General features: G+C 66.0%; 14 protein-coding genes. 3 read left to right on the forward strand and 11 right to left on the reverse strand.

What is annotated here, in order from left to right; translation table 11 throughout:
• Nucleotides 1-143: transposase domain-containing protein (locus BM214_RS10890; protein WP_143096381.1), on the forward strand; the 143-nt coding region annotated here is incomplete at its 5' end.
• An 86-nt stretch (nucleotides 144-229) separates the two neighbouring features.
• Here the strand turns inward: BM214_RS10890 and BM214_RS10895 are convergent.
• The 11 genes from BM214_RS10895 to ffh form a co-directional block, all read right to left on the reverse strand.
• Nucleotides 230-982: a TSCPD domain-containing protein gene (locus BM214_RS10895; RefSeq protein WP_090487006.1), complete on the reverse strand. Its 753-nt coding sequence runs from the start codon at nucleotides 980-982 to the stop codon at nucleotides 230-232.
• 17 nt (nucleotides 983-999) lie between these two features.
• Nucleotides 1,000-3,156 (reverse strand): adenosylcobalamin-dependent ribonucleoside-diphosphate reductase, encoded by a 2,157-nt coding sequence (locus BM214_RS10900; RefSeq protein WP_090487009.1) that lies wholly within the window; start codon nucleotides 3,154-3,156, stop codon nucleotides 1,000-1,002.
• 345 nt (nucleotides 3,157-3,501) lie between these two features.
• On the reverse strand, nucleotides 3,502-5,388 hold the full coding sequence (htpG, locus tag BM214_RS10905) for a molecular chaperone HtpG (RefSeq protein WP_090487013.1): 1,887 nt from the start codon (nucleotides 5,386-5,388) through the stop codon (nucleotides 3,502-3,504).
• 150 nt (nucleotides 5,389-5,538) lie between these two features.
• Nucleotides 5,539-6,237 carry a sulfur oxidation c-type cytochrome SoxX gene (gene soxX, locus BM214_RS10910; protein WP_090487016.1) on the reverse strand — a complete coding sequence of 233 codons (699 nt, stop codon included), beginning with the start codon at nucleotides 6,235-6,237 and terminating at the stop codon, nucleotides 5,539-5,541.
• 39 nt (nucleotides 6,238-6,276) lie between these two features.
• On the reverse strand, nucleotides 6,277-7,083 hold the full coding sequence (soxA, locus tag BM214_RS10915; RefSeq protein ID WP_090487019.1) for a sulfur oxidation c-type cytochrome SoxA: 807 nt from the start codon (nucleotides 7,081-7,083) through the stop codon (nucleotides 6,277-6,279).
• 195 nt (nucleotides 7,084-7,278) lie between these two features.
• A complete protein-coding gene (locus BM214_RS10920) occupies nucleotides 7,279-7,788 on the reverse strand; it encodes a methylated-DNA--[protein]-cysteine S-methyltransferase (RefSeq protein WP_090487021.1) in 510 nt (169 codons plus the stop codon).
• Between the two features lie 112 nt (nucleotides 7,789-7,900).
• On the reverse strand, nucleotides 7,901-8,248 hold the full coding sequence (rplS, locus tag BM214_RS10925) for a 50S ribosomal protein L19 (RefSeq protein ID WP_090487024.1): 348 nt from the start codon (nucleotides 8,246-8,248) through the stop codon (nucleotides 7,901-7,903).
• Nucleotides 8,249-8,261: 13 nt separating this feature from the next.
• Nucleotides 8,262-9,026: a tRNA (guanosine(37)-N1)-methyltransferase TrmD gene (trmD, locus tag BM214_RS10930; protein WP_090487027.1), complete on the reverse strand. Its 765-nt coding sequence runs from the start codon at nucleotides 9,024-9,026 to the stop codon at nucleotides 8,262-8,264.
• Nucleotides 9,027-9,028: 2 nt separating this feature from the next.
• A complete protein-coding gene (gene rimM / locus BM214_RS10935; protein ID WP_090487030.1) occupies nucleotides 9,029-9,526 on the reverse strand; it encodes a ribosome maturation factor RimM in 498 nt (165 codons plus the stop codon).
• 28 nt (nucleotides 9,527-9,554) lie between these two features.
• Nucleotides 9,555-9,812: a 30S ribosomal protein S16 gene (gene rpsP / locus BM214_RS10940; RefSeq protein WP_090487033.1), complete on the reverse strand. Its 258-nt coding sequence runs from the start codon at nucleotides 9,810-9,812 to the stop codon at nucleotides 9,555-9,557.
• A 114-nt stretch (nucleotides 9,813-9,926) separates the two neighbouring features.
• The gene (gene ffh, locus BM214_RS10945; RefSeq protein WP_090487036.1) at nucleotides 9,927-11,288 is read right to left on the reverse strand and encodes a signal recognition particle protein; all 1,362 of its coding nucleotides are present in this window, start codon (nucleotides 11,286-11,288) and stop codon (nucleotides 9,927-9,929) included.
• Nucleotides 11,289-11,430: 142 nt separating this feature from the next.
• Between ffh and BM214_RS10950 the strand changes: the two genes are divergently transcribed.
• Both BM214_RS10950 and BM214_RS10955 read left to right on the forward strand, forming a co-directional pair.
• Nucleotides 11,431-12,249 (forward strand): cytochrome C assembly family protein, encoded by an 819-nt coding sequence (locus BM214_RS10950; protein ID WP_090487039.1) that lies wholly within the window; start codon nucleotides 11,431-11,433, stop codon nucleotides 12,247-12,249.
• 85 nt (nucleotides 12,250-12,334) lie between these two features.
• Nucleotides 12,335-13,621, forward strand: coding sequence for an HlyC/CorC family transporter (locus BM214_RS10955; protein WP_090487042.1), 1,287 nt, complete (start codon nucleotides 12,335-12,337; stop codon nucleotides 13,619-13,621).
• Nucleotide 13,622 lies beyond the last annotated feature (1 nt).

The following is a 13,622-nucleotide window of genomic DNA, read 5'->3' on the forward strand; positions in this document are numbered from 1 at the left end:
AGAACGGGGTGAACCCCCGTCACTATCTGATCGATGTGCTTGAGCGCATCCAGGATCATCCCGCCAATCGCCTCCAAGAACTGCTGCCCTATCACTGGGCACCGCTGGCCCAGAGTTGCGGGGAGCATGCCAGCCCCGACTGACGGCTGGCTATACGGGGGCTACCGGACGGATACGACGATTCCATCATCCCCGGGGCGTGGTCAAAACCCTTTTGCGACAGGGCGCATCACCCGCACTTGCTCTCCCCGCAGTTGAGGCAGGTGAGGCAGTTGTCCATCATCACCACCGCGCGGGTGTGGCACTTGTTGCAGAGCTGGGCGCCGGCGGGGAAGCCGTCCTGGCCTTCCGGGGTCTGGCCGGCCTGCTCCATGGCGGTCTCGTACTGGGCCCGTTTCTCCTCCACCAGGCGGCGCTGGTGCTCGTCCAGGCCGTCGTCCTTGATGAGCCCGATCATGCGCATGTGGCTCTCGATGGCATCGCCGATCTCCGCCACCAGGGAGGGCATGTACTTGCCCCCCTTCTTGAAATAGCCCCCGCGGGGATCGAACACGGAGCGCATCTCCTCCACCAGGAAGGTGACATCCCCGCCCTTGCGGAACACGGCGGAGATGATGCGGGTGAGGGCCACGATCCACTGGAAGTGGTCCATGTTCTTGGAGTTGATGAAGATCTCGAAGGGGCGGCGCAGTTCGTATTCCGTACCCGGATTGAGGATGATGTCGTTGATGGTCACGTACAGGGCGTGTTCGGACAGGGGGGTCTTGAGCTTGTAGGTGGAGCCCAGGAGCATCTCCGGCCGTTCCAGCTTCTCGTGCATATGGATCACCTTGGGGGCGGCCTCCCGTTCCGCCGCCGGTTCCGGCTGCTGACCCTGTTCCTTGCCCGCATCCCCGGTGGTCGGCTTCGGGGCCTCCTCCTGCGGGTTTTCTTCCTTGTAGATTCCGAAATCCACGATGGGTTTGTCAATCTTGATGCTCATCTCGGTTCGCCCCGGTTTCAGAATTTGCCGTAGTACCCTTCTTTGAGGGCCTCGTAGAGGTTGGCGGCGTTGTGCATCTCGCCGTCGTATTCGATCTCTTCGTTCCCCTTGGCCAGTACCACGCTGCCATCCTCCAGCACGAAGCGGTAGGTGGTGTTCTCCAGGTCCTTTTCCTTCACCAGCACCCCCTGGAAGGCCTCGGGGTTGAAACGGAAGGTGGTGCACCCCTTGAGCCCCTGTTGCCAGGCGTAGACATAGATGTCCTTGAAGTCCTCGAAGGGATAGTCCGAGGGGACATTGGCGGTCTTGGAGATGGAGGAGTCGATCCATTTCTGTGCCGCAGCCTGCACGTCCACATGGGCCTTGGGGGTGATGTCATCGGCGGTGATGAAGTACTCCGGCAACTGCGCCTCGGGTTCCTCCGAATAGGGCATGGCCTTTTCGTTCACCAGGGTGCGGTAGGCCAGCAGTTCGTAGGAGAAGACATCCACCTTTTCCTTGGTCTTGCGCCCGGAACGGATGATGTTGCGGGCATAGTGGTGCGCGAACGAGGGCTCGATGCCGTTACTGGCGTTGTTGGCCAGGGACAGGGAGATGGTCCCCGTGGGGGCGATGGAGCTGTGATGGGTGAAGCGGCAGCCCTCATGGGCCAGGGCCTCCACCAGCTCCGGGTCCACCTGGGCCATGCGGCGCATGTAGCGGCTGTAGCGGGCGTGCAGCACCCGCCCCTGGACGCGATCCCCCACCTGGATGCCGTCCTCGGCCATCTCCGGGCGCAGGCGCATCATGGCCGGGGTGACCTCGAACTCCTCCTCCATGATGGGGGCGGGGCCCTTCTCCCGGGCCAGTTCCAGGCCGGCCCGCCAGCCCGCCAGGGCCATCTCCCGGGTCACCTCCTCGGTGAAGGCCAGGGAGTCCGCATCGCCGTACTGCATGCGCAGCATGGTGATGGCCGAACCCAGGCCCAGATAGCCCATGCCATGGCGGCGCTTGCGGGTGATCTCCTCCCGCTGCGGGCCCAGGGGCAGACCGTTGATCTCCACCACGTTGTCCAGCATGCGGGTGAACACCGCCACCACCTCGCGGAAGGTCTCCATGTCGAAGCGGGCCTGGTCGGTGAACGGGTCCTGCACGAAGCGGGTCAGGTTGATGGAGCCCAGCAGGCAGGCGCCGTAGGGCGGGAGGGGCTGTTCACCGCAGGGATTGGTGGCGCGGATCTGCTCGCACCACCAGTTGTTGTTCATCTCGTTGACCTTGTCGATGAGGATGAACCCCGGTTCGGCATAGTCGTAGGTGGAGGTCATCACCATGTTCCACAGGTTGCGCGCCGGGATCCGCTTGTAGATGCGGCAGGCCACCAGACCTTCGTCATTGGTGATGTAGCCCTCCTTCAGGGGCCATTCCCGCCACAGCACCTGTTCCGGGTCGTCCAGGTCGATGCCGTCCTGCTCCGCCTCCTTGGGGCCCAGGGGGAAGGCCAGGGGCCATTGGGCGTCGTTCTGCACCGCCTCCATGAAGTCGGCGGTGATGAGCAGGGAGAGGTTGAACTGGCGCAGGCTGCCGTCGCTGCGTTTGGACCGGATGAAGTCCATCACGTCCGGGTGGCCGATGTCGAAGGTGCCCATCTGCGCCCCGCGGCGCCCCCCCGCCGAGGAGACGGTGAAGCACATCTTGTCGTAGATCTCCATGAACGACAGCGGCCCGGAGGTGTAGGCGCCGGCACCGGAGACATAGGCACCCCGGGGACGCAGGGTGGAGAAGTCATAACCGATGCCGGCGCCCGATTTCAGGGTCAGCCCCGCCTCGTGCAGCTTTTCCAGGATGTCGTCCATGGAGTCGCCGATGGTGCCGGAGACGGTGCAGTTGATGGTGGAGGTGGCGGGCTTGTGATCCCAGGCGCCGGCATTGGCGATGATGCGCCCGGCGGGGATAGCCCCGTGGCGCAGGGCCCAGAGGAATCGCTCATACCAGGTCTCCCGCGCGCTGGGGTCCTGTTCCACATCCGCCAGGGCACGGGCCACGCGCTTCCAGGTGTCGTCCAGGGAGGCGTCCAGCGCCTCCTCCGTGCGGGTCTTGAGCCGGTATTTCTTGTCCCAGATGTCCAGGGAGGCGGGCTGCATGGCCACCTCGCCCGAAAAGGGGGCGGAAAGGGGTTGTACGGCCTTGAGTTTCATGGTGCGGGGGTCCTCTCTTGGTACCACTTGTTGTGCCTTGCGCACAGGAAAGACACAACATGATGGCTTTTGGATCCCCGAAGGCTAGAGGCTGGGAGGGGAGATTTCAATCTGGACAAACCTCCCCCTTTCTGTTCCGCGGACACGATCCGAAACGAGAATCCCGGCATTTCAGGGGGTTCCGGCGAAGACCGGTGATGGCAGGAGGAGCCATGGATCCGACGAACGGTCGGGATCCCTTGTACGGGGGGGCATCGGGAGGGGGATGGAGGACCCGCGCCTCCTGCTGGGGCGCGGGTCTGGATGGCCCTCCCTCCCCGTCGGGAGGGAGGGCGATGCAGCGCCTCAGGCGCTGGTGATGAGGGTATTGAGACGGCGCACGAAGTCGGCGGGGTCCTCCAGCTGCCCCCCCTCCGCCAGGATGGCCTGGTCCAGCAGCAGCCGGGCCCAGCCCCCGAAGCGTTCCGTGTCGGTCTCCTGGTCCATGCGCTGGATGAGGCGATGCCCGGGATTCACCTCCAGCACCGGCTTGGTATCGGGCAGGCTCTGGCCCGCCTGCTTGAGCAGCTGCTGCATGTACAGGGCCATCTCGTTCTCCGAGAGGACGATGCAGGCGGGGGAATCGGTGAGCCGGTGGGAGAAGCGCACCTCCTGCACCCGTTCGCCCAGGGCCTCCTGGATGCGCGGCAGCAATTCCTTGACCTGTTCCTCCGCCTCCTGCTGGGCCTTCTTCTCCTCCTCGGTCTCGGTCTCGCCCAGGTCCAGATCCCCCTTGGCCACGGACTTGAGGGCCTTACCCTCGAATTCCGTCAGGTGGGCCACCAGCCATTCGTCCACCCGGTCGGAGAGCAGCAGCACCTCGATGCCCCGCTTGCGGAAGACCTCCAGGTGGGGGCTGTGCAGGGCCGCCGTGTGGTTGTCGGCGGTGATGTAGTAGATGGTGTCCTGCCCCTCCTTCATGCGGGCCACGTAGTCGGCCAGGGAGACGTTCTGCGTGGCCTCGCCGGTATGGGTGCTGGCAAAGCGCAGCAGCCGGGCGATCTGTTCGCGGTTGGCGTAGTCCTCTGCCGGTCCCTCCTTGAGGACACGGCCGAAGGCATCCCAGAAGGTCTGGTATTTCTCCGGTTCATTCTTGGCCATGTCCTCCAGAAGCCCCAGGACCTTCTTCACCGAACCGGAACGGATGCCGTCGATGATGCGGTTGTTCTGCAGGATCTCCCGGGAGATGTTGAGGGGCAGGTCGTTGGAGTCCACCACCCCGCGCACGAAGCGCAGGTAGGCAGGCATGAGCTGCTCGGCGTCATCCATGATGAAGACCCGCTGCACGTAGAGCTTGATGCCGTGGCGCCGGTCCCGATCCCAGAGGTCGAAGGGGGCCCGCTTGGGGATGTACAGCAGGGAGGTGTACTCGTGACGCCCCTCCACCCGGTTGTGGGTCCAGGCCAGGGGCTCCTCGAAGTCGTGGGCCACGTGCTTGTAGAAGGCCTGGTACTCCTCGTCGGAGATCTCGCCCTTGGGCCGGGTCCACAGGGCCGAGGCCCGGTTCACGGTCTCCCATTCCTCCGTGGCGTTGCCCTCGTCATCCCGCTTGGGCATGCGGATGGGCAGGGGGATGTGATCGGAGTAGCGGGTGATGATGTGCCGCAGCCGCCAGTCGTCCAGGAACTCGTCCTCCCCTTCCTTCAGGTGAAGCACCACCTCCGTGCCCCGTTCGGGCCGTTCCACCGTCTCCACAGTGAACTCCCCGGTGCCGTCGGAGCTCCAGCGCACGCCATGCTCCGCCCCCATACCGGCGCGGCGGGTGGTGAGGGTGACCCGGTCGGCGACGATGAAGGCGGAATAGAAGCCGACCCCGAACTGTCCGATGAGATGCGCATCCTTCTGCTGGTCGCCGGTGAGCTGACCGAGGAATTCCCGCGTGCCGGAACGGGCGATGGTGCCGATATTCTCGATCACGTCGTCCCGACTCATGCCGATGCCGTTGTCCCGGATGGTGACGGTGCGGGCCTCCTTGTCATAGGCCACCTGGATCTGGAGCTCCCCCTCTCCCTCCATGAGGGCATCATCGGAAAGGGCCTCGAAGCGCAGCTTGTCGCAGGCATCGCTGGCATTGGAGATGAGCTCGCGCAGGAAGATCTCCTTGTTGGAGTACAGCGCGTTGATCATCAGGTGCAGCAGCTGGCTCACCTCGGTCTGGAAGGATCGGGTTTCCTTATGGGTGTCGACGCTCATGGATGCTCCACTGGATGGGGATGGGTTTTGGATGTCGGCGCAAGACATGGGGATGACGGCAGGGATTTCAAGGGGGCGATGCAAAAAGGCCCGGGGATCCCCGGGCCTGATGGCCTTGGTGGCGATGTCCGTCCCTGGGCGCAGCGGGGCTCACAACCCCCTGCGCTCCCCTTCCCCGGGCTCGATGCCGGGGTTGACCGGGGATTCCGGGTCCAGGAGATAGGCCATGATATGGGAGATGGACTCCTGGCTGAGGAAGTCGTTGACCCCGAAACGCGGCATGTTGGTGCACGGGAAATAGGCGTGGGGATTGTAGATCATCTCGTACACGAAACGCCGCACCGACTCGCCCTGGCCCCGCAGTTCGCCATAGTTGGTGAGGCTCGGCCCCAGGTTGCCGTAGCCCAGTTCGTCGGGATCCATCTGATGGCAGGCGTAGCAATTGCCCCCGGCGGTGCGATCGGGATCGTCGTTGCGGTGGCCGACGCGGTAGCCGTAGCCGCTGCGCGCCAGTTCCGCCCCCTTGCGCCAATCCCCCAGCTGGATGCCGTCCTCGGGATAGCGGATGCTCTCCCGGGCCCTGCGTACGATGCGCCCGGCCACATCCGCTGGGGGACGGTTGCGGGTCTCGCTGCACAGACGCTGGATCTCGTCCTGTTCCATGCGCTGACGGGCATCGCCCCCCTCTTGCACGGGCTGGTCCAGACGGAAGCTACCGGATTCGAACACCAGGTATTCGGCGTAGGCCTCCGGTGTCATCTCCAACGGATCGGGCCCCTGGGACCGCTCCGATGTCTCCTGCTGGGCGCAGCCGACGATCCCGGCCAGGGCCAGGAGAGCGGTGACCATCACGGTTCGATGATTCCATGGATACATGCTCATCCCCCCTCAACGCTTCAGATCCGGCAGGGTGGCCACATGGCCCCGGGCCCGGTCTGTCCAGAAGGACAGGATGGCGATGGAGGCCTCCGAGCCGAAGTTCAGGCCGGCCTGGCGCATCTGCCAGTAGCAGCCCCGCACACGATGCTGCGAGGAACGCACCACGCCGTGGCCGATGCGGTAGGCGGGCCAGGAGATGGCCTTGGCCCATTCCTCGGGCTGATGCACCGAGGGCAGATAGGAGAGACGGATGCGCTTGCGCTGCTCGCTGTGGCAGCTGACGCAGCCGAAATCCATCTTCCCGGCACGGCGGTAGAACAACACCTCGCCGGCGTCCCGGGTGAGCTTCTCCATGGGATGCTCCATGGGGGGATCCCACTTCATGCCATCGGACTGGCTGGCGATGTAGGTGTAGAGGGCCACCAGGTCGGCGGTGTGGTCGGCGGAGGAGTGCTTGCGGGCGATGGGCTCATCCTCCTCGGTGAAGCCCTGAAGGGTCTTCATGCAGTAGATGATACGGCTCTCCAGGTCCATGACCCGGCTGGCGTCCTCAAAGTAGCGGGGCATCTGCACATAGGCCCCTTCGAGCACCCCCGGCCCGAGCCCGAAATCGCAGGCCTCCAGGGAGGCGTTCTTCGGGCCGCGCTTCTCGTGGAACAGCTCCTCCCCCTTCCACAGGGTCAACTCCGCCGGATTGCTCTCCGCCAGCATCATGAGCTGCTGGCGCTTGGTGAGATACGGCGAATCGGATGCCACCGCCGGGACACAGGCCAGTCCCGACAGCAGGATCGAATACCACAGCAGTCGCCTGAGCATCTTTCTCTTCCTCCGCACATGTATGGACATGTGGCCCCCCTGAGGTCTCCCTGGTGCCGAGGGGACCGGGACTGCGGCTGGCCACGGCCCCGCCCGGCAGACGGGATTCGGGCAGACCCGGGAACAAGGGTGCGAGGATGATTGAAAAATGTCAATCCCTAAAGGAATAAGATCATAACCGGGGCGCATGGAGGATCAGCGGGCGACCCCTTCATGCCCCAGCAACCATCGCTTCACCGCCAGGGGACGGCCACTGACGGCCCCGGCATAGCCGCCGGGCCCGTCGGCGGCGACGACACGGTGGCAGGGAACGATGATGGGCAGGGGATTGGCGCGGCAGGCCGCCGCCACCGCCCGCGGGCCGGTGCCCAGCACCCGGGCCAGTTCGCCGTAGGTGCGCACCTGCCCCGGGGGGATCCGCCCCAGGGCGGCCCAGACGCGGCGCTGGAAGGCCGTGCCGCCGGGGGCAAGGGGCAGAAAGAAGGGGGATAAGGGATCCCGGAAATAGTCATCGAGTTGCACCAGGGCCCGCTGCACGGGGGGCGTCGTCGCCTCCCGGACCCCCAAGGCTGGGGCCTGCGGGGACAGGAACTCGAGGCGGTACAGGGCCTCGGCGTCGGCGTACAGGGCGATGGGACCCACTGGGGTGTCCAGGATGGCGCCGAGGGGGCGTGCATCCGCTGGCGGGTTGGGGGCCTGGGTCATGGGGTGTGCATCCATGGGAACGGATGCGCTCACCATACAACATTGCCCGCCCGGACCTTTGGGTCCGGGCGGGCAATGGGGGACGCTAGTTGCTTCCCTGGGGGGAAGGACGTTACTTGACGTCTTCCTTGATGCGGGCGGCCTTGCCGGTACGGCCACGCAGGTAGTAGAGCTTGGCCCGGCGCACCTTACCGCGGCGCTTCACCTGGATGTCTGCCACGGACGGGCTGTAGGTCTGGAAGACCCGCTCCACCCCTTCCCCGTGGGACATCTTGCGCACGGTGAAGGCGGAGTTGATGCCGCGGTTGCGCTTGGCGATGCACACGCCCTCGAAGGCCTGCAGACGCTCGCGGTTGCCCTCCGTCACCTTGACCTGCACGACCACGGTATCGCCGGGCGTGAAATTGGGCACCTCGCGGTTCATCTGCTCGGCTTCCAGTTGTTGGATGATGTTGCTCATGTTTCGACCCCTGTCAGTCACTGCTCGGCGCGGCCTGCGTGCTCGCGCGGTCGCGTTGATAGTCTTCCAGCAGGCGGCGGTCCGCCTCGCTCAACTGCATTCCGTCCAGCAGATCGGGCCTGCGCTCCCAGGTCCGCCCCAGGGCCTGCTGTCGCCGCCAACGGGCGATGCGGCCATGGTCGCCGCTGAGCAGCACCTGGGGCACCGCCCTGCCCGCATACATCTCGGGACGGGTGTAGTGGGGGCAGTCCAGCAGGCCCTCGGAGAAGGAGTCCTGCGCCGCCGACTCCGCATCCCCCAGCACCCCGGGGAGGAGGCGGGCGCAGGCGTCCACCATCACCATGGCCGCCAGTTCCCCGCCGGAGAGGACGTAGTCCCCGATGGACCACTCCTCGTCCACCTCCAGCTGGATCAGGCGCTCGTCGATGCCCTCGTAGCGGCCCGCCAGCAGGATCAGCCGTTCGGTCTGGGCCAGGCGGCGCACCGCCTCCTGATCCAGCACCCGCCCCTGTGGGCTCATGTACAGCACCCGCGCGGGACGGGGATCGGCCCCCCGGGCCGCCTGGATGGCCTGGCGCAGGGGTTCCGCCTTCATCACCATGCCGGGTCCGCCGCCGTAGGGGCGGTCGTCCACCGTGCGATGGCGGTCGTGGGTGTAGTCCCTGGGGTCCCAACAGTGCAGGGACAACCGCCCCTGCTCCCGGGCCCGGCCGGTGACGCCCCACTCGGCCACCGAAGCGACCCAGCGGGGAAAGACGCTGACGATATCGAAGCGCACGCCTAGAAGTCCGGGTCCCAGTCCACCCGAATCTCCCCTGCCTCCAGCTGCACGCTCCGGATCACTGCCTCCCGCACATAGGGGATCAGCCGCTCCCGATCCCCGTGCACCACCAATACATCGTTGGCACCGGTCTGCAGGAGATGGTCCACCCGACCCAATTCCAGCCCCTGGAGATTCACCACCCGCAGGCCCACCAAGTCGGCCCAGTAATACTCATCCTCGGGCAGGGGGGGCAGCTGCTCCCGGCCGATGGCCAGATGGCAGCCGATACAGGCGGCTGCGGCATCCCGGTCGTCCAGCCCCTGGAACTTGGCCACCAGTCCCTTGCCGTGGGCCCGCCCCGCCTCCACGTGCACCTCCGACCACTGGCCGTTTCGCTCCATGTACAGCGGGTTGTACTGGATCAGCTGGGTGCGTGGCTCGGTTTCCGAAAAGATCCTGAGCCAGCCCCGCACGCCATAGACACCGGCGATGTGCCCCACGACGATGCGGTCCATCCGGCCCTTACCCCTGCCTGCGGGCGCCTCAGGCGCCGGCGTTCTGCTTCTGGAATTCCTTGAGCAGCTTGGAGACGCGCTCGGAGGCACGGGCCCCCTTGGACAGCCAGTGCTGCACGCGCTCGGCGTCCATGTGCAGGCGCACCTCCTGACCGCGGGCCACGGGGTTGAAATACCCCAGCCGTTCGATGTAACCGCTGTCCCGGCGACTGCGGGAATCGGTGACCACGATCTTGTAGAAGGGCGCCTTCTTGGCGCCTCCGCGAGCGAGTCGAATCGTAACCATCTGCGCTTAGCCCTGCTTGATCTGGTATCTGGACAGGGGGCGACCCCCCGAGAAACCGGGCATTATACACGCGCGGCGCCCGGGAACAAGTGGCCCCCGGAGGGGGGTGGCGCCTCAGAACGGCAGGCGCCCCCCGGGCATCTGCCCCTTGAGGGATTTCATCATCTTGCCCATACCCCCCTTGGAGAACTGCTTGACCATCTTGCTCATCTGCATGTGCTGCTTGAGCAGGCGGTTGACGTCCTGCACCTGGGTGCCGGAACCGGCGGCGATGCGGCGCTTGCGCGAACCCTTGATAATCTCCGGATGGCGCCGTTCTTTCGGGGTCATGGAATTGATGATGGCCACCATGCGGCCCATATCCTTGTCATGGGCCTTGTTGCGCACGGCCTCAGGCAGATCCCCCGCCCCGGGCAGCTTCTCGATGAGGGAGTTGACCCCGCCCATCTTCGACATCTGCGTGAGCTGATCGCGCAGGTCTTCCAGGTCGAAGCGCTTGCCCTTCTTGATCTTGCGGGCCAGTTTCTCCGCCTTGTCCTGGTCCACCTGACGGGTGGCCTCCTCCACCAGGCTGACCACATCGCCCATGCCGAGGATGCGTGAGGCCACGCGCTCGGGGTGAAAGGGCTCCAGGGCCGTGGGCTTCTCCCCCATGCCCAGGAACTTGATGGGCCGGCCGGTGATGTGGCGCACCGACAGGGCGGCCCCGCCGCGGGCATCCCCGTCCGCCTTGGTGAGCACCACGCCGGTGAGGGGCAGCGCGTCGCTGAAGGCCTTGGCGGTGTTGGCGGCGTCCTGCCCCGTCATGCTGTCCACCACGAACAGGGTCTCCACCGGGTTCAGGCCCTCGTGCAGCCGCCGGATCTCCTCCATCATCTCGGCGTCCACGTGCAGGCGCCCCGCGGTGTCGATGATGAGCACGTCGCGGTACTGGCGGCGGGCATGGTCCAGGGCCGCCTCGGCGATGGCCAGGGGGTCGTCGCCGGCGTCACTGGGGAAGAACTCCACCCCCACCTCCCCGGCCAGGGTCTCCAACTGGCGGATGGCCGCCGGGCGGTAGACGTCGCAACTGGCCACCACCACCTTCTTGTCCTGGCGCTCCCGCAGCCAGCGGGCCAGTTTGGCCACCGTGGTGGTCTTGCCGGCCCCCTGCAGCCCGGCCATGAGGATCACGGCGGGGGGCTGGGCGTTGAGGTGGAGGCCGTCGTTGGCATCCCCCATGACGTGCACCAGCTCGTCGTTCACCACCTTGATCAGGGCCTGACCCGGGGTGATGCTGGCCACCACCTCCTGACCCACGGCCCGCTCCTTGACCCGGGAGATGAACTCCCGCACCACCGGCAGGGCGACGTCCGCCTCCAGCAGGGCCTTGCGCACCTCGCGCACGGTGTCCTGGATGTTCTCCTCGGTGAGCCGGGACTGGCCACGGAGGCGCTTGAGGGTGCCTTGAAGGCGTTCGGATAGGCTATCGAACATGACGCATCACTGACGGGACGGTGTAGTGGGCCATTGTATCGGGAAACGCCTCCGCTGCCGAGACAAGGGTGGACGACCGCCTTCACCGGTGGGGTGTTTTGTGCAATGATTCCCCTTTGGATTCCAAGGTTTGGTGCCTTCCATGCTGCTTGCCACCATCGGTTTTGTCGCCACCGTGCTCTACTTCACCGGCGGGGCCCTGCTCATGCAGCGGCTGCGCCTGGCCGCCGCCGGCGGTCGCGCGAGCACACGCAGCCGCATCGCCCTGTTCTCGGTCTGGGGCGGTGCCATCCTGCTGCACGCCCTCATTATCTATAGCTTCAGCTTCTCCCCCGGGGGGCCGGGCATGGGGGTCTTCGGCATCGTCTCCATGACCGCCTGGATCATCGCCGTCTTCCTCTTCCTCTGGTCCCTGAACCACCCCATCCATGTCCTTGGCATCGTGCTCCTGCCCTTCGCCGGGGTGACGGTGGCCCTGGAGATGGCCCTGGCGGGGGCGACCCCCATGGTGGACGTGATGGAACCCGGCCTGCGGGCCCACACCCTGCTGTCCATGATCGCCTTCAGCCTGCTCACCATCGCCGCCATCCAGGCGGTGCTGCTGGCGGTGCAGAACCGCAGCCTGCACAATCACCGCCCCGGCGGACTCATCCGCGCCCTGCCCCCTTTGTCCATGATGGACTCCATGCTCTTTCACATCATCGGCTGGGGGTTCGTCTTCCTCACCGCGGCCCTGATCACCGGCGTCTTCGTCTGGGACGACGTGATGACCCGCTCCCTCATGCACAAGGTGTTGTTCGCGGTCATCGCCTGGTTCGTCTTCGCCATCCTGCTGTTCGGCCGTTTTCGTTTCGGCTGGCGGGGGCGCAAGGCCGTGCGCTGGACCCTGGCCGGCTTTGCCTGGCTGGTGGTGGCCTACGTGGGCAGCCTGGTCATCGTCGAGATGATGATGCCCGCCTGATCCCCATGGCATGCTTGACAGGCCACGACCCCGATCCGTCTAATGCCCTGCATGGACCGCCCATCGCCCTGCGGATAAACGCGTCTTGAACGAACTCCCCCTGAGCGTCCTCGCCCTGGTCCTGGTGGCGCTGTTCTTCTGCTCGGCCTTCTTCTCCGGGTCGGAGACGGCGCTCATGTCCCTCAACCGCTACCGCATGCGCCACCTGGCGCAGGCGGGTCACGGCGGTGCCCGCCGCGCCCAGAGGCTGCTGGAGCAGCCCGACCGGCTCATCGGCCTGATCCTCCTGGGCAACAACTTCGTCAACATCCTCATCACCCAGGTGGCCACTTACATGGGCTACCGGGTCTACGGGGACGCCGGGGTCGCCATCGCCACCGGGCTGCTCACCCTGACCCTGCTGGTCTTCGCCGAGGTGGCCCCCAAGACCCTGGCGGCCACCCATTCCGACCGCGTGGCCTATCCCGCCTCCTACGTCTATGTCCCCCTGATGGTGGTGGCCTACCCCCTGGTGTGGACCGTCAACATGGTGGCCAACGGGGTGCTGCGGGCCCTGGGGATGCGCCCCCGGGAAGGGTCGCACCACGCCCTCTCCAGCGAGGAGCTGCGGGTGGCGGTGAACGAGGCGGGCACCCTCATCCCGGCACGGCACCAGCGCATGCTGGTGAACCTGCTGGACCTGGAGAAGGCCACGGTGGAGGACATCATGGTGCCCCGCAACGAGATCGTGGGCATCGACCTGGAGGACGACTGGGACGAGATCGAGGCCCAGATCATCCACAGCCAGTACACCCGTCTGCCGGTCTACCAGGGAAGCATCGACCATATCCTGGGGTTCATCCACCTGCGCCGTGTGCTCCCCCTGGTGCACCAGGGGGATTTCGGCCGGGAGCAGCTCCGCCGACACCTGCGGGAGCCCTACTTCATCCCCGAGGGGACCAACCTGAACCGCCAGCTGCTCAACTTCCAGCGGGAGCGTCGGCGCATCGGGCTGGTGGTGGACGAGTACGGCGACATCCAGGGTCTGGTGACCCTGGAGGATCTCCTGGAGGAGGTGGTGGGGGAATTCACCACCGACCCGGCGGACGTCTCCCCGGAGATCACGCCCCAGGCGGACGGCAGTTACCTGGTGGATGCCTCCATCCAGCTGCGGGAGCTGAACCGGGTCCTGGGCACCACCTTCCGTCTCGACGGGCCGCGCACCCTCAACGGGTTGCTGCTGGAATACCTGGAGACCATCCCCGAGGCCAGCACCAGCGTGCTCATCGACGGCTACCCCGTGGAGATCGTGCACGTGAAGAGCAATGCCGTGAAGACGGCCCGCATCGGGCCGCGGCTGAAGCGCCCGCCGGCGGAAACGGACAGCGCCTGAT

Origin of the sequence: Ectothiorhodospira mobilis, from assembly GCF_900114895.1 — a bacterium.
GTDB lineage: Bacteria > Pseudomonadota > Gammaproteobacteria > Ectothiorhodospirales > Ectothiorhodospiraceae > Ectothiorhodospira > Ectothiorhodospira mobilis_A.